The sequence below is a fragment of the Desulfosporomusa polytropa genome (assembly GCF_055380075.1).
Genome location: NZ_AP042400.1, coordinates 1,313,366 through 1,332,070 on the forward strand (window position 1 = coordinate 1,313,366; position 18,705 = coordinate 1,332,070).

Annotated in this window: 14 protein-coding genes and 1 riboswitch; all 14 genes read left to right on the forward strand. The window is 48.8% G+C overall.

What is annotated here, in order from left to right; translation table 11 throughout:
• The first annotated feature begins 11 nt into the window (after positions 1 to 11).
• The gene (locus ACZ449_RS08115; RefSeq protein WP_464260520.1) at positions 12 to 1,010 is read left to right on the forward strand and encodes a sugar phosphate isomerase/epimerase family protein; all 999 of its coding nucleotides are present in this window, start codon (positions 12 to 14) and stop codon (positions 1,008 to 1,010) included.
• A 76-nt stretch (positions 1,011 to 1,086) separates the two neighbouring features.
• Positions 1,087 to 4,803: a cobaltochelatase subunit CobN gene (gene cobN / locus ACZ449_RS08120; RefSeq protein WP_464260521.1), complete on the forward strand. Its 3,717-nt coding sequence runs from the start codon at positions 1,087 to 1,089 to the stop codon at positions 4,801 to 4,803.
• A 5-nt stretch (positions 4,804 to 4,808) separates the two neighbouring features.
• Positions 4,809 to 5,888, forward strand: coding sequence for a radical SAM protein (locus ACZ449_RS08125; protein WP_464260522.1), 1,080 nt, complete (start codon positions 4,809 to 4,811; stop codon positions 5,886 to 5,888).
• Positions 5,857 to 6,630 (forward strand): carbon-nitrogen hydrolase family protein, encoded by a 774-nt coding sequence (locus ACZ449_RS08130; RefSeq protein WP_464260523.1) that lies wholly within the window; start codon positions 5,857 to 5,859, stop codon positions 6,628 to 6,630. The genes ACZ449_RS08125 and ACZ449_RS08130 overlap by 32 nt, the downstream gene beginning before the upstream one ends.
• Before the next feature lie 46 nt (positions 6,631 to 6,676).
• Positions 6,677 to 7,777, forward strand: coding sequence for an adenosylcobinamide amidohydrolase (locus ACZ449_RS08135; protein ID WP_464260524.1), 1,101 nt, complete (start codon positions 6,677 to 6,679; stop codon positions 7,775 to 7,777).
• Positions 7,778 to 7,881: 104 nt separating this feature from the next.
• The gene (locus ACZ449_RS08140) at positions 7,882 to 8,694 is read left to right on the forward strand and encodes a hypothetical protein (protein ID WP_464260525.1); all 813 of its coding nucleotides are present in this window, start codon (positions 7,882 to 7,884) and stop codon (positions 8,692 to 8,694) included.
• A 417-nt stretch (positions 8,695 to 9,111) separates the two neighbouring features.
• Positions 9,112 to 9,294: riboswitch (cobalamin riboswitch) on the forward strand.
• 268 nt (positions 9,295 to 9,562) lie between these two features.
• Entirely contained in the window at positions 9,563 to 11,779 is a 2,217-nt protein-coding gene (locus ACZ449_RS08145) for a TonB-dependent receptor (protein ID WP_464260526.1), read from the forward strand.
• 12 nt (positions 11,780 to 11,791) lie between these two features.
• Positions 11,792 to 13,381, forward strand: coding sequence for an ABC transporter substrate-binding protein (locus ACZ449_RS08150; protein ID WP_464260527.1), 1,590 nt, complete (start codon positions 11,792 to 11,794; stop codon positions 13,379 to 13,381).
• Positions 13,369 to 14,328 (forward strand): ABC transporter permease, encoded by a 960-nt coding sequence (locus tag ACZ449_RS08155; protein ID WP_464260528.1) that lies wholly within the window; start codon positions 13,369 to 13,371, stop codon positions 14,326 to 14,328. The genes ACZ449_RS08150 and ACZ449_RS08155 overlap by 13 nt, the downstream gene beginning before the upstream one ends.
• Complete coding sequence (locus ACZ449_RS08160; protein WP_464260529.1) at positions 14,328 to 15,164, forward strand: ABC transporter permease; 837 nt, start codon at positions 14,328 to 14,330, stop codon at positions 15,162 to 15,164. The genes ACZ449_RS08155 and ACZ449_RS08160 overlap by 1 nt, the downstream gene beginning before the upstream one ends.
• Positions 15,165 to 15,179: 15 nt before the next feature.
• Entirely contained in the window at positions 15,180 to 16,118 is a 939-nt protein-coding gene (locus ACZ449_RS08165; protein ID WP_464260530.1) for an ABC transporter ATP-binding protein, read from the forward strand.
• The gene (locus ACZ449_RS08170; RefSeq protein ID WP_464260531.1) at positions 16,111 to 16,875 is read left to right on the forward strand and encodes an ABC transporter ATP-binding protein; all 765 of its coding nucleotides are present in this window, start codon (positions 16,111 to 16,113) and stop codon (positions 16,873 to 16,875) included. The genes ACZ449_RS08165 and ACZ449_RS08170 overlap by 8 nt, the downstream gene beginning before the upstream one ends.
• Positions 16,876 to 17,330: 455 nt before the next feature.
• Positions 17,331 to 17,855: an FmdE family protein gene (locus tag ACZ449_RS08175; protein ID WP_464260532.1), complete on the forward strand. Its 525-nt coding sequence runs from the start codon at positions 17,331 to 17,333 to the stop codon at positions 17,853 to 17,855.
• Positions 17,856 to 17,858: 3 nt separating this feature from the next.
• Positions 17,859 to 18,689 carry a methyltransferase domain-containing protein gene (locus tag ACZ449_RS08180; protein ID WP_464260533.1) on the forward strand — a complete coding sequence of 277 codons (831 nt, stop codon included), beginning with the start codon at positions 17,859 to 17,861 and terminating at the stop codon, positions 18,687 to 18,689.
• The last annotated feature ends 16 nt before the right edge of the window (positions 18,690 to 18,705 follow it).

The following is an 18,705-nucleotide window of genomic DNA, read 5'->3' on the forward strand; positions in this document are numbered from 1 at the left end:
AGAAGAATCCTATGCGACAATTAATTAGCCTGTCTGACTGCACTAGCGGCCAGGAATTCGGCCATGGGGATTTGGACTGGTTGGAACCCTTACTTGTGCGTCGCCATCTCGCTGGCATAGAAATGTACATTAACAGTCCTTATGGTTCCAAGGTATTGCCATCACAATGGGTTCAAGGCGCTTATCTCTCTTGGGGAGATTCCTGGCTGGATTTTTGGCGACAGGATCGGCAAGCATTACTGGCCCAGTTCGGTAGTGAAGCGGAAATCAAAGCTTCCTATGGCGGTTTAACACGGGACGAATGGCTGGAACGCTGTCGGCAGCAGATCGACACGGCCCGGGCAGCAGGAGCCAACTATGTCGTCTTTCCTATCAGCGAGGTTAAGCCCTGGGAAATTTACACCTGGCAGTTTAGCAGCACTGACGACGAAGTCCTCAGTGCTGCTATTGAAGTCATCAATGAACTGGCACCTACTATTCCGGACAATATAGCACTGTTGTTTGTAAATCACTGGTGGCCGGGTTTGAGGTTACTGGATAAAAAAAAAGTGGCCAAACTGATTCATGGGGTAAAACATCCTAATATTGGATTTATGTTGGACACAGGACATCTAATGAATACCAATCAGCAATTAAAGAATGAGGTCGAGGGCGTGGAATATATCCTGGCGGTATTGAAAAAACTGGGGCACTACCAGAGGTATATCAGAGGCTTGCACGTAAGTTGTTCGTTATCAGGGGAATATGTACAGCACAAGCAAAAACAGGGAGCCGGGATCATTAATGGAGCGGCAGAACGACTGGCGCATCGACTACGTATTGACGAACAGCGGCCATTCCGGGTGCCGGCAGTCAAGAGTATTGTTTATGCCGTGAGACCAGAAGTCTTGGTGCATCACTTCCGGATGGAGCCGATTAGTGATTGGGAGCGGAAAATCCGGCGCCAGCAGGAGGCATTGCTCAGTCCGGCGGAGCGGCGGCGGCTGGGAATCAGCATTGGACATAAGTAAACTTGCCTGTAGCTGTTGTGCGTAAGGTTATAAAGCGAGCGACTTGAGGGTGAAAAAATCGGGAGGAGTGACAAGCATGGGACGCATATTGTTTATGTCCAATATTGACCGTCAATTTGTCATGCTGGAACAAGCCAGACAGCAATTAATCGCAGAGCAGTATCTTCCAGCTACGGGTAGTGCTTTTTTTCTGAATGACAACCTGGTATGGGGACCAGAGTGGCAAAAAAAGTTTGCTGATAGTGACTTGGTGTTGTTTTCGTGGATGGGAATGGGCAGAGATACTCACTTTCTTAAAGAAGCGGTTGCTTTTTTAAGAAAAAGTAAGATTACACATGCGATGCTGGCAACTGAAATACAACCAGAGGATGCGCTTAGCGGGGTAACAGTAGAGGAACGCAGTACAATCCGCAGGTATTTATCCTACAGTGGACTGGACAACTACCGCAATTTGTGGCTATATCTCGCTAACCGCTATTGTCAGCAAGACTGTGACTACCAACCACCGCGTGAGCTTGCGTGGAATGGTATTTTTCATCCACGCTCTGACAAAATTTTTACAGATGCAAAAGAATATCGGCAGCAATTTTGTAAACCGGAGCAGGCTACTATTGGTATCATTTTTCCCCGGGATGAATGGGTATGGTCAGATTTGACCTATCAGCGCGAGCTTGTTGCAGCCATCGAAGCCCAGGGGCTTAACGTCATTGCCGTCTTTAGTCATTGGGCACGTAATACCGAGCTTAATGCTCCCGGCGTTGATGTTGCAGTAACTAACTTTTTTTATAATCAAGATATTCCGGCCATTGATGTCTTAATTAATACTTTTAAGTTTTCCCTTACGGTAGGCCGGCCGGTTGATCCTAAATTTCTGCATAAACTGGGTGTACCAGTACTACAGGCATATGTACTGCTCCGGTCACGAGAAGCGTGGCAGGAGAGCATCGAAGGATTAACGCCAGTCGAAATTTCCTGTAGTGTGGCGATGCCCGAATTTGACGGGGCGATTCACGCGGTACCCATAGCCGGGAAAGAGCAAATGCCTGACGGTACAACAAAATACCAGACAATGCCTGAGCGAATCAACCGTGTGGTTGCTAAAGCTGCCAAATGGGCCAACTTGCGGCGAAAAGCCAATAGTGAGAAGAAGATTGCTATTATTTTTCATAATTATCCGCCTACGAACTCACATATTGGCAGTGCTCAGGGCATGGATTCACCAGCCAGTATTCGCTTGCTATTGGAACGCATGGTAGAGCGGGGCTATCAAGTGGCTACCATTCCAGCTGATAGCCGTGAACTTATGGACAGTTTGCTGGCTACTGCCACTAACGACCGCCGCTTTTTGTCAGAAACGATCGTAGAACAAGCCGTAGGTAAGGTGACAACTGCGCAGTATTGTCAATGGTTTGATTTACTTGAGACGAAGACGCAAGCGCAGCTCAGTAAGGACTGGGGCGAACCGCCTGGGGATGTATTTAACTATGATGGTAAATTATTAATTCCTGGTATGTTAAATGGAAATATTTTTATTACCGTGCAACCGCCACGCGGCTTTGGCGAGGACCCTGGCAAGATCTATCACTCCCCTGACTGCGCACCTACCCATCATTATCTGGCCTATTATCACTGGATTCGCGATATCTGGCAGGCTGATGCGGTTGTCCATGTTGGCACCCATGGCAGCTTGGAATGGCTGCCAGGCAAAGGTGCCGGACTATCAAACATCTGCTATCCGGATTTGGCGATTGGTGATTTACCCAATATATATCCTTATCTTATTACAATAGTCGGTGAGGGAACCCAGGCCAAACGGCGCGGTGCAGCTTGTATGATTGGGCATTTACCACCGCCCATGAGTCAAGCCGGAACGTATGATGAATTATCAGAGTTGGAAAAGTTGCTTGACGAATACTGTCATTTTGCCCAAAATCAACCGGAGAATATAGAAGTAGTGGCTAACCTGATTAAAGAAAAGGTTGTGGAAGCCAAGCTGCAAGATGATATGGGTCAGGCAGAGGGCGAAGCCTTTGCCAATTATATTCAGCGGCTGCACGGCTATATTACCGATATCAAAAATATGCAAATCCGGGTAGGTCTGCATGTTCTTGGCTGTATGCCAACAGGCGATATTTTGGTTGAATACCTGTTGGCCTTCACCAGGCTGGCTAACGAGGGAGCACCGTCCCTCACCGAAACAGTTGCCGATATACAGGGCTATGATTACTATGAACTGTTGGCGCAGAGTGGTAAACTCTTGCCTGATGGCAGCAAAACCGGCGGGGCCTTGATTGACGAAATTAACCAGCAATGCCGGGAAGCAGTTGCCTGGCTGTATGATCATGACTTTGCACTGGCAGAGGCTGAGTTGGTGGCCGAGCTGCCCTGGGCATCAGGGGCCAGCCCTGAGCTTAAAGAGCAGCTTCGGCAAACGGCGCGATATATCTGTCAGACACTACTACCTAATTTACTTAAAACCGAACAGGAAATTACCAATCTACTGGCCGCCTTAGAAGACCGGTTTGTTGAACCCGGTCCGGCAGGTGCGCCCACCAGCGGCAGGGCTGATATTTTACCAACAGGCCGTAATTTCTATAGCATTGATCCCCGGACTTTACCAACTCCGGCTGCCTGGAAACTGGGTCAGACCTTGGGGGATAGTGTGATTGAGCGCTATATTGCCGACGAGGGACATTATCCAGAAAATATTGGCATGATTTTTTGGAGTGGCTCCAATATGCGCAGTCATGGGCAATGTATTGCTGAATTTCTGTATTTTTTAGGCGTGCGTCCGGTATGGCAACGTGGCAGTCAGCGGGTGGTTGATTTAGAGGTAATTCCCCTGTCAGAACTCAAACGACCACGGATTGACGTAACTGCCCGGATTGGCGGCTTGTTTCGTGACACCATGCCAATGCCGGTGAAATGGTTGGATAAAGCTGTCAATCTTGTGGCTAATCTGGAAGAAAGCAGTGAAGTTAACTATATTCGCAAGCATGTACTGGCAGACTCAGAACTGTTAACAGAAGAGGGCATAGAGAAGCCGGCTGCCTGGGAACAGGCTTGTTACCGAGTGTTTGGCTGTCCTCCAGGCAGCTATGGTGCTGGTGTTAGCCATCTGCTGGAAGAAAAGAATTGGGAGACCATCGACGACTTGGCCAAAGTATATGTACGCTGGGGTGCTCATGCCTATGGCGCTAAGAGTAGCGGCACTTTTGTGCCAGAGCTGTTTAGCCGCCGCCTGGCAAGTCTAGATGTTACTGTAAAAAATGAAGATAATCGGGAAGTACATATGCTTAACTCAGATGATTTTAACTCCTACCATGGCGGCATGATTGCGGCTGTCCGCAGTCTGAAAGGCGAGGCACCACGCTCCTACTGTGGTGACAGCTCCAATCGCCAGCAAGTCAAAGTACGGAGCTTGGATGAAGAATTTAAACGGCTGTTCCGGGGTGAAGCCATGAATCCTAAATATATTGAAGGGATGAAACAACATGGCTACAAAGGCGCGTCCGACTTGGCTGGGGTGGTGGCACATTGCTATGAATGGGATGCCACCAGTGCTGTGATGGAAGACTGGATGTACCAGGGCTTGGCAGAAAAATATGCCATTGATCAGGACATGCGGGAGTGGATGCAGGATATTAATCCCTGGGCTTTGCAGCGGATTGCCGAAAAGCTCTTAGAGGCCGAACAACGCGGCTTGTGGCAGGCTGATGACAAGACCAAACAAGAATTACAACAAATCTATCTGGATATTGACGGTGAGCTGGAAGAAAGGAGTGATGGGTAAGCGTTATGATAAAAATGTTGATATTGAGTCTGACCGGACAATGTAATTTTGCTTGTAAATATTGTTATGCCCATGAGCATCCGGCAGAAATCATGGACACTGCTACGGCCATTGCTGCTGTAGAAATGGCGGCAGTAGATGGGCAGGCCTTTGTACTGCAGTTTAGCGGTGGCGAACCGCTGCTAAACTTTCCTGTAATGCAGGAGGTTATCTGTTATGTACGCGAGCAGGGGCTGCCGGCAATTATGCAACTGCAGACTAATGCCTCACTCATGACCCAAGAAAGAGCGGCTGTTCTGAAAGCTGGTCAGGTGGGAATTGGGATTAGTCTTGACGGGCGACCAGACATTAATGACAGGCAGCGCCTTTTGCCTGATGGTCAGGGGACTTGTCGTCAGATATTAAACGGTGCTGGACAGTTAGCTACGCAAAGAATTGCTACCGGAATAACCGCTGTTGTCACTAATGAAAATGTAACCAAGCTGAGTGGCGTTGTTGAAATGGCCTATTACTTGGGCAATGTCCGGCGGATTGGTTTTGACCTGTTACGCGCCCAAGGGCGAGGTGGCGAGATAGCGGCGCCTTCGTCGGAGGCCGTGTGGCAGGGGATAAAGGAAGCATTTCAGACGGCTGAACAATTGGCTAAGCAGACAGGAAAATCTATGCTATTTTCCCAGGTTGAGCGAGTAGCTACACTGGCTAATAGCCAAATACAGGGCTTTGCTCATTGTCATGCCATGAACGGCGAAGCGGCCTTTGTTGATGCTCAGGGTAGCTTATATGCCTGCGCTTCGCTGGCAGGCAATCCGGATTTCTATTTGGGGCATGTGACAACAGGACTGGATACAGTCAAACAGCGCAAAGTGGCAGCTTTGATTCGAGATGGCATGAGTTTTTGCAAAACATGCCCCTCATTTTCTTTGTGCGGTGGTGCATGCTTTGCCCGCTGGTATGGAGCCAATTGCGGCAAGCAGGGGTATGCCGCTGAATGTGCGTTAAAACAGGTAGCGATAGAATGGTATTTAGAACATCAGGGACAGGAGAGAATAGAGCATGAAAGTTGCGTTACTACATGTAGATGTTAGCGGCGGACCGGAGAGCCGCAACCTGGAAATATTAGGTCAGGGCATCCAGTTAGCGGCGGGAGTGGGCGCCAGGTGGATTGTTACGCCAGAGACAGCTGTGCAAGGATATTTCTTTGCATGTGAACGAGAGACCAAACCTATTGAGATACCTATTCAGCCATCAATAGCGGTGGAACCGATTCTAAAGCTGGCAACCGAGAAACAGGTAACTGTATTTCTCGGTTGCGCCGAGCAGGACGAAAAAAGTAGTAAGTATTATAATAGTTGCCTGGTTATCGGTCCTGACGGCAAAGTATTGGGTCGTCACCGGAAAAAACAGGCTCATGGTGGTGTATCAGAAGGCTGGGCAGATAAAGGCGAGCAGCTGGAGCCAATTATGTGCGGTGACAGAAAGGCAGGCATCTTAATCTGTGCTGATTCCTGGTATGAAGAGAATGCCGTTGCGCTGGCCGACAAAGGTGCCGATATCATTGTCGTGCCTGCTGCCTGGCCGCCCAATAGCTGCGGCGGTCCGCCGGAAAACGCCTGGAAAAAGGCTTCAGCTGTCAGCAAACGGGCATTGTGGGTGTGCAATCAGACAGGAAAACAGGAACGGTTGGACTTTACTCACGCCCAGAGCGCTGTCGTTGTCGACGGCGAAATGCAACTGGAATATAGTGGTGATCCTGCCGTACTCTTATTTGAATGGGATTTTAATAAACAATGCGCCTGGGTAAATGAATTTGCGGTCTTAACACTGTAAAGAGGGTGGAAATATGAGCTTTTGGATACATGGGAGGGAACAGGCTTTGAAACTTTGCGTTTTAGCTACCGGTGATTCTGTCTATAGGTATTATAAAAGCATTGTTATCCCGTTTGAGCAGCCGCGCAAAGTGAGTAGTACCGCTATTGTCAATGGCGGCTACCGGGAAGACCTGACAGCCGTGTTTAATAATGACTGCAATCCTGGGGCGGGGATGGCGTGCACCATGCGGGCACCCACCTATCAGGAGCACATGCGGATCATTGCCGAGGAAATCGGCCTTGACCCGGCGACAACCGCTGGGATGGGGACGGCGGCTTCGATGGAGAATGTGGCAATACATACGGAGTGTTATCAAAACCTGACAGTAACAGCCATTGTCACTGGCGGGATTGAGGTTAATGGCGGTCGTGTGGGCGATCCGGCTACTTATTTTAAACCTATTGATAAAAGTACAATGGAAAAACCAGGTACCATCAATATTATCCTGGTTATTGACGCTGATTTGCCACCAGGTATTCTGAATCGGGCTATGGTCACTTGTACTGAGGCCAAAACGGCTGCTTTGCAAGAGCTTATGGCAGGCAGTAATTACTCGGCAGGGTTGGCTACCGGTTCAGGCACCGATCAGACCATTGTCATAGCTAATCCCATTTCGCCACTATATTTGGAAAGCGCTGGCAAGCATTCTAAGCTGGGAGAGTTAATTGGCAGGGCGGTATTGCCAGCAGTTAAAGAGGCTTTATGTAAGCAGACAGGGCTGTCGCCACAGCAGCAGCATAGTATGCTGCGCCGATTCAAACGGTATGGAATCAAGGAAGAGACACTGTGGCAGGCTTATGCAGGCAATTCCGACAAGGTTGTGATTAAACCTAAATTTATGGATGCACTCTACCAAGTAGACGATGATAATTACCTAGTGACCTATGCTGCTTTATATGTGCACCTTTTGGATGAACTCCAGTGGGGACTATTGTCGGGCATCGAAGTGCGGCAGGCTGCTAATGAACTGCTTACGGCAGCCGTCACCAAATACGGTGTGGAAGCGCCGGTGGTTATTGGGACTTGTATTGATTCTTGCTTAAAAGCCTGGCAGTCTGCGCTGCTGGCAATTATTAAGAGAAAGTGCAGAGAATTAATAAGGTGATGTTAAAACCTTGTATATATTATTGTTTTAATTCGTTTAAAAGCATTGATTTAGCTAACAATTTGCTATAATAAAGGAAAGGATTACAAGGGGGATGATGAGCTATGATTGTTCACTTTGTTGCTCGTTTATTAGTATGCATAATTGTGTGTGTGGTATCTCTTGCTGTGACAATGCCTGATGTTTGTGCTGAAACCAGAATTTTATCGAAAGATACTAAACTTCATCCGCAGGGATGGGGTGTTGGTGATTCTATTCAATTCAAAAAAAATACTAGCATCAGTTTGAATGAACAAGAGGAAGTTGTTTCTGGGACAATTGACAAGGACACTTTGCTGTCGCCGCGTGGCTGGAATCGGGTGATTAATGATTATTACTATACAACTGTCCATACCGATTTTGGACCTTATTACCACCATTTTTATTACCATCCGTTTTTCAACAACGATTATGCTGTGAGCATTCCGGGTTACGGACACTTGCTTTATAAAGGTGGAACAGAGGTGATTTTTAGTGAACAGGGGGATGTTATTTCTGGGACAATAGCGAATAAGGCTACGGTTCGTTTGGTAGACGAAAAATATGGTTTTGTGACTTTCAAGAGTGATACAATTCTGATGTTTTTCAACTCGGGTGCGGTTATATCCGGTACTTTGGATGAGGATACATATTTGCGCCCAGTTGGCTGGCAAAAGCTTCTCAAAGGAGATAATTCTGCAGGATTTATTAAATTTAGTAAGGGAAAAACCGTTACGTTCAATGAAAAAGGAGAACTGACTTACGGAACAATAAAAGAAGATGTAGTGCTGTTAGCTGAAGATGGAACGCACAAAGGTTTTTCTGCAGGATCAGCTGTTGAGTTTAATGAAATAGGGGTAGCTAAGATAAAGGTTAATTTTGAACAGGGTATGCACTAAATAACTGAGGAGAAGCTGGGGAGTGCTGCTCTTGAGTTTGTATGGACTGGGGGACAAGGAACAGGAACCTGTCCCCCAGTCCCGTTTTAAAACCTGGAGGATGCCGTGTTCTAGGGGGTATCGCCAACAAACAGCATCTTTGCTGGTACTGGGCCTATACCGAGGCTATTAACAAATTCCCGATCTAATAATCTTCAGATGTGGCACTTGATGACAGCGACGCTGGTATTACCCCTATTCTGCAAAATATTTAACAGAAACTAACGTGATTTGTAATTAACGCACCTTACCCTTAGTTTTTTCCTGCTTGAAATACACTTGGGAAAAAAGTTAAATGAATGCTAGTTTTAAAACATCCGGGCAAAAATTGACATGTTATGGCAAAAATGATATTATTAAAAAATCAACTGAAAACAATTGAATCTTGTTGAGATGGGTGCCCGCAAGGGCTTAATAGGGAAGACCGGTGTGATGCCGGCGCGGTCCCGCCACTGTAATAGGGAGCGAATCCGAGGTATGCCACTGAGATATGTATTCTTGGGAAGGCTTGGATGAGCAATGAACTAGAGCCAGGAGAACTGCCTGTCTATCAATCACCGTTTTTACCCACGAGCGATGGGGAGGAGATTTGCGCACCTGAGTTGTGTCTTGTTTTTCCCGGCGTAGATAGTGCCGGATTTTTGATAAGAATAACTTTACCGCTTTCAAAATCTCCTGTCCGCCGGACGGGAGATTTTGTTTTGCTATTTACCAAATTAACAGGGTGGGAGGGAAGGCTGGGCTGAACTGGAAAGATATGAATGGTTTTTCCGGAGCTTTTTATCGGTCATGAGCAATGATAAATTTATTACTATGTTGAGGTGGCACTATGGAGAGAAAATTTACCAGAAAAAACAAAAGACATTTGCTGGCGGCAGCAATCGCGTGTGCGGTCGCCTTGGGCTTTAATTCCACCTACGCATATGCGGAAGAAGAGGCGGATGCGGCGGAAACTTCAGCACCGGCGGCAAAATCAGATTCTTCCGCATACAAACTGGAGAAAGTTGTCGTTGAAGGCAAGAAAGATAAGAAAGAGGATTCCGATACCGGCTTTGTCGACCCAAATGGCAGCGTGGGTTTTTTAGGCGAGAAAAATGTTATGGATACGCCGTTTACGCAAACTACGCTGACCAGTAAAACCATCGAAACCTTCGGCGCGGCCAGCCAGCCGCTGGATAGCATCCTGTCCAACAGTCCCTCGATTCAGGCGTCGGGCAGTGCGCTGCACAATGATTTTACTTTCCGGGGATTTCGCGCCAACGGAACGAGTTCCTATGTGAACGGCATACCGGGTATGTTTACGCAATTCAGTGCTCCTACCTTTATGATCGACCATATTGATTTAATTTCCGGACCGAACAGCGGAATAAGCGGCACGGGGGCACAATATGAATCAGATACCGCCGGCGGGCTGGTCAATTTTGTATCCAAAAAAGCACCGGAACAGCCGCTGACGCGCTATACGCAAACTTTTTCCGGTTATGGCTCGTTCGGTGAATATATGGACATCGCCCGCCGGTTTGGCCGGAATAACGCCTGGGGCGTACGTATTAACACTGAAATGGTAAACGGCGAAACCTCAATCCATGGAGAAAAGATGAAGGCGCGGGGAATTTTCGCCAATATTGACCACCGGGATGCCAACAGTACGACTAATATATTGACCGGCTACCGGGAGCTTGAGATTCAAGGCGGACAGCGCTGGTTCAAATTTGGCAGTGCTGTTACCAGTCTGCCGAGTGTGCCCGATGCCAGCGGTGATTACGGCTTTGACGGCATGGTCAAAGCGTCCCGTGGCTGGATTTTCGCGCTGAACCACGAACAGAAGGTCAGTAAAGACTGGAAAGTGTTCTTTAACGGCGGTCTCAACCGCAATACCCTGACGAAAAATGTGAGCGCCACCAACAGCGCTTTTACGGTTAAGAACAACGCAGGCGATTATGATCTGTACGTTACCAACGGCGGCACGCCGATGAATACCTATTATGCCCAACTGGGGACTCAGGGGAAAATTGACGGTGGCGCGGTCACGCACAATGTGACGCTGGCTGTCGACAAATCCTGGCGTAACCGCGAATCCGCCAAAGTTACGGTAAATGACCTCATCGGCACAGGCAAGCTTTATAGCGGCATAACGCAGACGCTTCTGCCGAACACCGGTTACTCGACAGGGTTGACAGAAAAGCAGCGTTTCTGGGGCTGGTCGTTGGTCGACAATATCGAATATCAGAAATGGGAGTTCCTGCTGGGGGTGCACAAGCATTTTGCCACAGTGGATTCTTATACGGCGAAAACCGGAACAAAAACGGCCAGTGTTGACAGCGATGCCTTTTGTCCGACCTATGGAATTGTATATAAACCGGCAACCAATATTTCCTTGTATGCCAGCCACTCGGAAAACTTTAATAAAGGCACTGTCGTAGGCAGCAGCTATTTAAATGCCGGCGATATTTTAGCGCCTGCTAAGAGCAAGCAGGATGAAATAGGGGTCAAATATGAACAGGCCGGTATTCTTACGACACTCAGTTTCTTTGATATTGAACAGGCCAATAATATTGAAGTTGCTGGTACAAGCAGCTCTAAATACTATTTGATCCAGGACGGCCGTGAACGGCATAAGGGCATAGAGTTGGCGGCCAGCGGCAGCTTGGGCGACAAATGGACGCTAATGGGAGGCATTACGCGGCTGATTGCCACCCAGGAAAAAACCAAAGGCGGCCAGTATGATGGTTATGACGTCAGCGGCCGGGCCAAATGGAACGCAGTCGCCGCTTTGGAATATCAGGCCGACAGCCGGCTTAGCCTTATCGGACGGGTCCGGTATACCGGCGAATCGACAATTAATTATCAAAAGCTTGCGGTTCCCGGCTATACGACCTTTGATTTTGGTCTGAAATACAAAACGAAAATTGACAGCGTACCAACTGTGTTCAGTTTGATGTGCTACAATCTGACCGATAAAGATTATTGGCAGGTGGCGCGCGGTGACCAGTTGTACGTATCAACACCCCGCACCCTTGTCTTGTCGGCGCAGTTCGACCTGTAAGGGGTAAGCGGAATGGCGAGAAGCAGGGAAAGCTATATGGAAAAAGGCCGCCTCCTTGTAAAGGCGGCCTGTCTTCTGGCATTATTCGGACTGGGTTTATTTTTCAGGTATTCCGACCAGCCAGCACAACCACCCGGCCCTGACCGGGAAATTGTGCTGGCAGCGGCCAGAGATCTGACACCGGGCAGTAAAGATCCTTATTATACCAGTCTCATCCTGGAGGTATGGGAACCGCTGGTGGGAGTTGGCGAGGACGGTCAGCCCGCTCCCAAGCTGGCAAGGCGATGGGAGCATTCCGACGATTATAAAGAGTGGACGTTTAAGCTGACGGAAGGCGTAACGTTTCATGACGGCACACCGTTTAACGCGGCGGCCGTAGTACAAAATTTCGAACGCTACCGCGTGATATCGCCCCGGACGTCCAGCTTCTACTTGTTTGATATCCACAAAATTTATCCTCATTTACGGCGGGCGGAAGCGACGGGCGAATATACCGTCCAACTGACCTTTGACCGACCGTTTCCGACCTTATTATACAGTATGACGAATTTTGGCAGCGCTATGTTCAGTCCGGCCTGCTTCGACGCTCGTACCGGCGACTTCGTTACCGCGGTTGCCGGTACCGGCCCGTTTAAGATGATCGGACATTTTAACAAACAATATACCCTGCTGGAGCGCAATGAGACGTATTACGGCAGCAAAGCCAAAGCAAAAACAATTCGAGTCAGGAATATACCGGTCGCTGAAACCCGCTATTCGGCCTTAAAGGCAGGAGAAATTATGGGGGTTTTAGATATTGGCTCACTGACGCCGGCGTTGACCAGCGAACTGCTGAAAGATCAGCAGTTTGCCGTGGCGACGAAACGATCCTCCATTACGCATTACTTGTTCTGCAATGGTGAAAAAGCACCGTTAAATGATCCGCGTTTGCGGCAGGCGATCAGTCTTATGGTAAACCGGGAGGTGCTGGTTAAGAATTTCTTTCATGGATACGCCATACCCACTAATAATTTTATTAATGGAGCTTCGCCGTTCAGCAATGTGGGAATACCGGGACGGAATACGGTAAAGGCGAAAGAAGTGGCAAGGACGGTTTTGCAGGATAAAACCGCCGATATTATTTTTTTGGTGCCGCAATATGGAATTGACCGGTACCCCTATAAAGAGATCGCCGAATTTATCCAGGCCGAACTGAAAGAACTCGGACTCAATGCCCGTATCGTCGTTATGGATTGGGCGGCAATCCAGGATGCACGAGCGAACGGCAGGTTTGATATTATTCTTGGCACGCAGGGACTACCTAACCTTGAACCCGCCAGCCTGTTTCAAAATTATATGAAAAGCACAGGCAGTGCGAATGTTCAATACAGGCTTGGGTATAAAAACGAGGAGGCCGACCGGCTGCTCGCTGAACTGGACACGGCAACCGGGACGGAGGAGCGGGAAAAAATTTATGATCGTCTGCAGGCTATAGCCAGAAAAGATCCGCCCTGCATTCCGCTGTTTGATGATCTGAATCTGGCCGTATACAATAAGAAGCTGGAAAACTATCAGCCACTCCTATATGGCGTGACGCTGGATAAAGTGGGGTGGAGACAATAAAAAGCGGTATTTGGTTTTATATTGTGAAGAAGCTGGCCCTGGTGATTCCGGTCTGGCTGGGAATATCGGCGGCGGCGTTTCTGCTGGGGGTTATTTCGCCCAGCGATCCTGCCGTCCTGCTGCTCAGTATGGACGGCATTTCCACTCCTGGCGCGCAGGAAATCGCCGCCAAACGCCATGAACTGGGCCTGGACCGTCCGTATATCTTGCAGTATTTGGCCTGGCTGGGGCAAGTGCTGCAGGGAAACCTGGGGATATCCTATATAACGCAGCAGCCGGTTCTGGATGAATTACTGCTGCGTTTGCCGGTAACCGTCACGCTGGCTGGAATTTCACTGCTGCTGGTCATGCTTGTAGGCATCCCGCTGGGGGTTCTTATGGCGTGGGGAAAAAATACCGGCAGCGATTTCGTACTGCGGGCGGCGGCTTTAGCAGGGACCTCGCTGCCGTCTTTTTGGCTGTCGATCTTGATGATCTGGCTTTTTGCGGAAACCCTGCAGTTGCTGCCCACCAGCGGCTATGGCAGCGTTTCCCAGCTTATCCTGCCGGCCATTACCCTGGCGGCGGGAACGACCGGCGCTCTGATGCGTTTGCAGCGGGCCACCCTGCTGGAAGTACTGGAGCAGAATTTTATCTTTGCCGCAAAAGCAAAGGGCTTACCGGGTTCCCGGATCATCTGGCGGCACGGGTTGCCAAACGCGCTGATCCCGGTTGTCACCTTGCTGGGAAATTATTTCGGGGGCGTTCTTGGCGGTTCTGCCGTCATTGAGTCCATTTATTCGTTGCCGGGCTTGGGCAGTTATGTGCTGGAAGCAATCCGGGGGCGGGATTATCCGGTCATCCAGGGTTATGTTTTATTTACCGGCTGCGTTTTTGTCGTGTTTAATCTGTTGGTAGACCTGGTTTATCTGGGACTGAATCCGCGAATCCGGCTGGGAGGAAAATAGTGGCTGCCATAAATAAAGCTTCTATTGTATATAGGTTAGCGGCAGTTATTTTGCTGCTGCTGGTGGCCTCAGCCGTGTTGGCGCCGGTCATCGCGCCGTATGATCCGAACCGGGTTATGCCGGACGAGACGCTGCAGCTCTGCTCGATCAGGCATTGGCTGGGTACGGACGCATTGGGACGGGATGTGCTTAGCCGCCTCTTGTATGGAGCGCAGGTTTCGATCGGCTTTGCTGTGCTGGCAGCCTTGTGCACGACTTTGCTGGGTGTTTCGCTTGGCATTATCGGCGGTTATTTTGGCGGAGTCACCGACCTGCTGCTGCAACTGTTGGTTAATATCTTTCAGGGACTGCCGGGCATGAGCCTGATGATCGCAATTGCCGGTAGCCTGGGACCGGGCAGCGCCAGTCTGCTGCTAGCGGTTACGCTGACCTCATGGGCCGGTTTTTCCCGGATTGTGCGTGGCGAAGTTTTGAAACTCAAGGAAGAAAGCTATATTGAAGGAATCCGCAGCCTGGGTGGCAGTGACGCGTATATTTTGCGGCGGTATATCCTGCCTAATTTATTTAACTCCTTAATCATTCTGTTTACCATCCGGGTCGGCACAGTAGTGTTGTCTGTGGCTTCGCTGAGCTTCCTGGGGCTCGGCATGCAGCCGCCGCAAGCAGACTGGGGCGTGATGATTCAGGATGCCAAAGTCTATTTCCGCAGCTATCCCCAGCTTTTGATCGCTCCCGGGCTATGTATATTGGCGTTATGCGGCAGTATCCAACTGGTCGGCGATGCGCTGCGCGACCGGTTCAGTATCCGGCAGAGCACCCAGAAACAAGACTGGTAGAAAGGACGGGCCAGAGTGGATAACCATATCGCTTTAAGACAACTTACGGTTTCTTTTACTACAAAGGCCGGGACAGTAAAGGCGGCGAACCAGATTGACGCGATTTTCCCTGGCGGACAAATCAGCGGGATCGTCGGCGAAACCGGCAGCGGCAAATCTGTCCTGGGTCTGTCTGTTTTAGGACTGTTGCCGGAGAATCGCGTTGTGTCGGGCAGTATTCTATATAAAAACCGGGATTTATTGCAGTTGCCGGAGCCGGAAATGAATGCTCTGCGCGGAAAAACGATCGCGTTTGTGCCGCAAAACCCGGATACAGCTTTAAATCCGGTCATGACGGTTGGCGAACAGCTTAGCGAAATGTTCACCTGTCATGGCAAGGCAAACCCAGTTGAGGCCCGCCTGCGAGCCATCGAACAATTACGCCGCTATGCTTTACCCGAGCCACAAACCGTTTTTGACCGCTATTCCTTTCAATTAAGCGGCGGGCAGCGTCAGCGCCTGCTTTGCGCTATGGGCAGCGCGCTGGCGCCGGAGTGGTTGATTGCCGATGAACCGACCAAAGGGCTGGACGCCGTGCTGCGACGGCAGGTGTTTCAACTGTTCCAGGCGTTGAGGGAGACCTCAAACCTCGGTATTCTCCTGATTACCCATGACTTGCGGCTGGCGGAGCGCTTGTGTGATACCGTATTCGTCCTGTACGCGGGCACGGTGGTGGAACAGGGGCCGGCGGGGGAAATGTTCGCCGGGCCTTTGCATCCTTATACCCAAGGCTTGATCAACGCGCAGCCGCACAAGGCGTTAACGCCACTGCCGGGTATGCCCCCCAGCCTGATTGACCTGCCGGCGGGCTGTAAATTCCGGCCCCGCTGCCGGCAGCGAACAAAGCTTTGCTCACAGGAACCGGCTTTGCGGAATGTCCATGGACGGCAGGTGAGGTGTTGGCAGTATGATTGAAGTTTTCAACATAACAAAGACTTTCGGAACCGGCTTGTGGCGGCAGACCCGGACACTGGCGGTGGATAACGCTTCCTTCTCGGTGAAATCCGGAAAAACGCTGGGTTTGATCGGGATGAGCGGATCAGGCAAATCAACCTTGGGACGCCTTGCTTTGAAGCTTATACCCTGCGATACAGGCAGAATTGTGTTTGATGGCAGAGATATAAGCAATTTTACGGCACGGCAGATGAAAAGACTGCGTACAGAGATGCAGATCCTGTTTCAGAATCCGGAAACTTCGCTAAATCCCCGGTTTACCATTGCTGAAAGCATGGCGGAACCTTATCGGCTGCATGGACAGCGCAGGCAAAAGGACATAGCGGAACAGATCGATCTGTGGTTTCAATTTGTCGGGTTAAGCACAGAGCTATTGGCCCGGCGACCGCATCAGTTAAGCGGCGGTCAACTGCAGCGGGTTTGCATCGCCCGCGCGTTATCGTTACAGCCTAAATTCCTGGTGCTGGACGAACCTACCTCCATGCTGGATGTGTCGGTGCAGGCGCAGATCATTGAGGTGCTGAGGCAGGCGCAAAAAAAAGCTGGGATAGCGTATTTGTTCATATCGCATGATCTTGATTTAATTAAGGCTTGCAGCGATGAGATTGCCATAATGTATCAAGGCAGAATTATTGAACAGCAGCCCACTGAGGATTTATATCGACGGCCCAGAGAAGAATACACAAAAAAACTTTTGGATGCCTTTGTGAATTTTTGAAGAGCCTGTTTCTGTTTTGATTATGAGAGAACTGCGGGAGCGGTCGTTGCAAGATCAATTGCAGCGAGCCAGCGCATTAAATATTGTCATTAATGCAATCAGCGTATGGAATACTGCATAGCAAAAGCCATGGCAAAATCAGCTAACGCTGATGCGGCAGCCCAAGTCATTATTGAAAAACTTAAAGCTGAATTTGCGCCTGAATTTAACTTGAGTGAAACAAGTAATTATATTTACAAAACACCCTGAAAATGCTAAGATTTAACATAGGAAAGCGAATTTTGAAAATTCGCAGATGTGACCGATGTCATATTAGCGTTTTAAACGAAAAGCATAACAGCATAGATGATAAAAATGTGGTATGAAACCATGGGGGGCAAAAGACTGCTCCCGTGGTTTCATACTTTTTTGTTGTCCAATAGACTGTTAGCAAACTAATTTTTGGGGAGGTTACTATGGATAAACAACAATGGGACAAGTGTGTGGAATTTCATGGACATGAGTGTCCGGGACTGGCTATTGGTTTTAAAGCCTGTGAAGCGGCCATTGAAAAACTGGGGATAAAATTTTCTGAAGATGAAGAAGTAGTATGTGTTACCGAAAACGATGCTTGCGGGGTAGATGCGATTCAGGTAATCACTGGTTGCAGTATGGGTAAGGGCAACCTCTTATACAGGAGCACCGGTAAACAGGCGTATAGTTTCTTTAACAGAACTACCGGCGACAGTATCCGGTTAGTGCTCAAGCCGTTTAAAGGCGAACTGGACAGGAAAGAGCGTCAGGAGTATTTACTGAATACACCTGCTAGCGAAATTTTTGAATTTAAAAAACCAAAGTATGCTGTCCCGGAAGAAGCACGTTTATTTTCCACTATCTTTTGTGAAAAATGCGGCGAAGGCTCTCCTGAACACAAAATCAGGCTTCAGGACGGCAAAAAAGTTTGTCAGGATTGTTTTGAAGAATATAGCCGGGGCTGGTGACGTATGAACATTGATTATTTCACAGAAGCATGGAAAAAAGATCTGTCTGAATTAGAAGAAACACAACAATTCTGGAATATGCGAGCCGATGAATTTAATAACCAGCATGGCAATAAACAGGGTGAAAAACGGCGGCAGCAGGTTATCGAATTCTTAACAAGCCGGGACATGCTGCCTGTTGACGCAGAAATTCTTGATATTGGCTGTGGCCCGGGCAGGTATTCTGTTGAATTTGCCCAAAGAGCCAAACGGGTAACAGGAATTGATATTTCACCTAAAATGCTTGAATATGCTCGTGAGAATGCCTGGCAGCACAAGCTGGATAATGTATTGTTTGAATTGTCACCATGGGAAACACTCAGTCTGGAGGAGTGCGGCTGGCAGAAAAAATATGACCTGGTATTTGCTTCCATGTGCCCTGGGATTAGCAGCAGCGACAGCCTGTTAAAAATGTGCCGGGCCAGCAAAGGCGCTTGTTTTCTCAGTGGCTTTGTAGAGCGGAAAGATAACTTGCGGGACAAGCTGCATCAAGAGGTATATGGCAAAGAGCCCGATCACCGTTGGGGAAAGAACATTTACTATGCTATTAATTTACTGTGGTTGTCAGGCTACTATCCGGAAATTACATATTATGACAATGAATTTGATCATGTCTGGCCGTTGGATAAGGCTATCGAATTGTACAGCCATCAATTAAAGCGCATGACAAAAATAAACCAAGTAACCGGGACTATTGATGAAAAGATTGCCGGTTACCTGGGCAGCGTAGCGGTTGAGGGCACTGTATCCGAAAAAGTGCAGTCCAAGGTTGCCTGGTTATGCTGGAAGGTATAAGTTTTGTTAAAGAAGG

Bases quoted from the DNA above. Each gene is read 5' to 3' on its own strand.
- ACZ449_RS08150 (WP_464260527.1), top strand. From the start codon at position 11,792: ATGGCGAGAAGCAGGGAAAGCTATATGGAAAAAGGCCGCCTCCTTGTA.
- ACZ449_RS08175 (WP_464260532.1), top strand. From the start codon at position 17,331: ATGGATAAACAACAATGGGACAAGTGTGTGGAATTTCATGGACATGAG.
- ACZ449_RS08140 (WP_464260525.1), top strand. From the start codon at position 7,882: ATGATTGTTCACTTTGTTGCTCGTTTATTAGTATGCATAATTGTGTGT.
- ACZ449_RS08180 (WP_464260533.1), top strand. From the start codon at position 17,859: ATGAACATTGATTATTTCACAGAAGCATGGAAAAAAGATCTGTCTGAA.
- ACZ449_RS08145 (WP_464260526.1), top strand. From the start codon at position 9,563: ATGGAGAGAAAATTTACCAGAAAAAACAAAAGACATTTGCTGGCGGCA.
- cobN (WP_464260521.1), top strand. From the start codon at position 1,087: ATGGGACGCATATTGTTTATGTCCAATATTGACCGTCAATTTGTCATG.
- ACZ449_RS08115 (WP_464260520.1), top strand. From the start codon at position 12: ATGCGACAATTAATTAGCCTGTCTGACTGCACTAGCGGCCAGGAATTC.
- ACZ449_RS08125 (WP_464260522.1), top strand. From the start codon at position 4,809: ATGATAAAAATGTTGATATTGAGTCTGACCGGACAATGTAATTTTGCT.
- ACZ449_RS08170 (WP_464260531.1), top strand. From the start codon at position 16,111: ATGATTGAAGTTTTCAACATAACAAAGACTTTCGGAACCGGCTTGTGG.
- ACZ449_RS08130 (WP_464260523.1), top strand. From the start codon at position 5,857: ATGAAAGTTGCGTTACTACATGTAGATGTTAGCGGCGGACCGGAGAGC.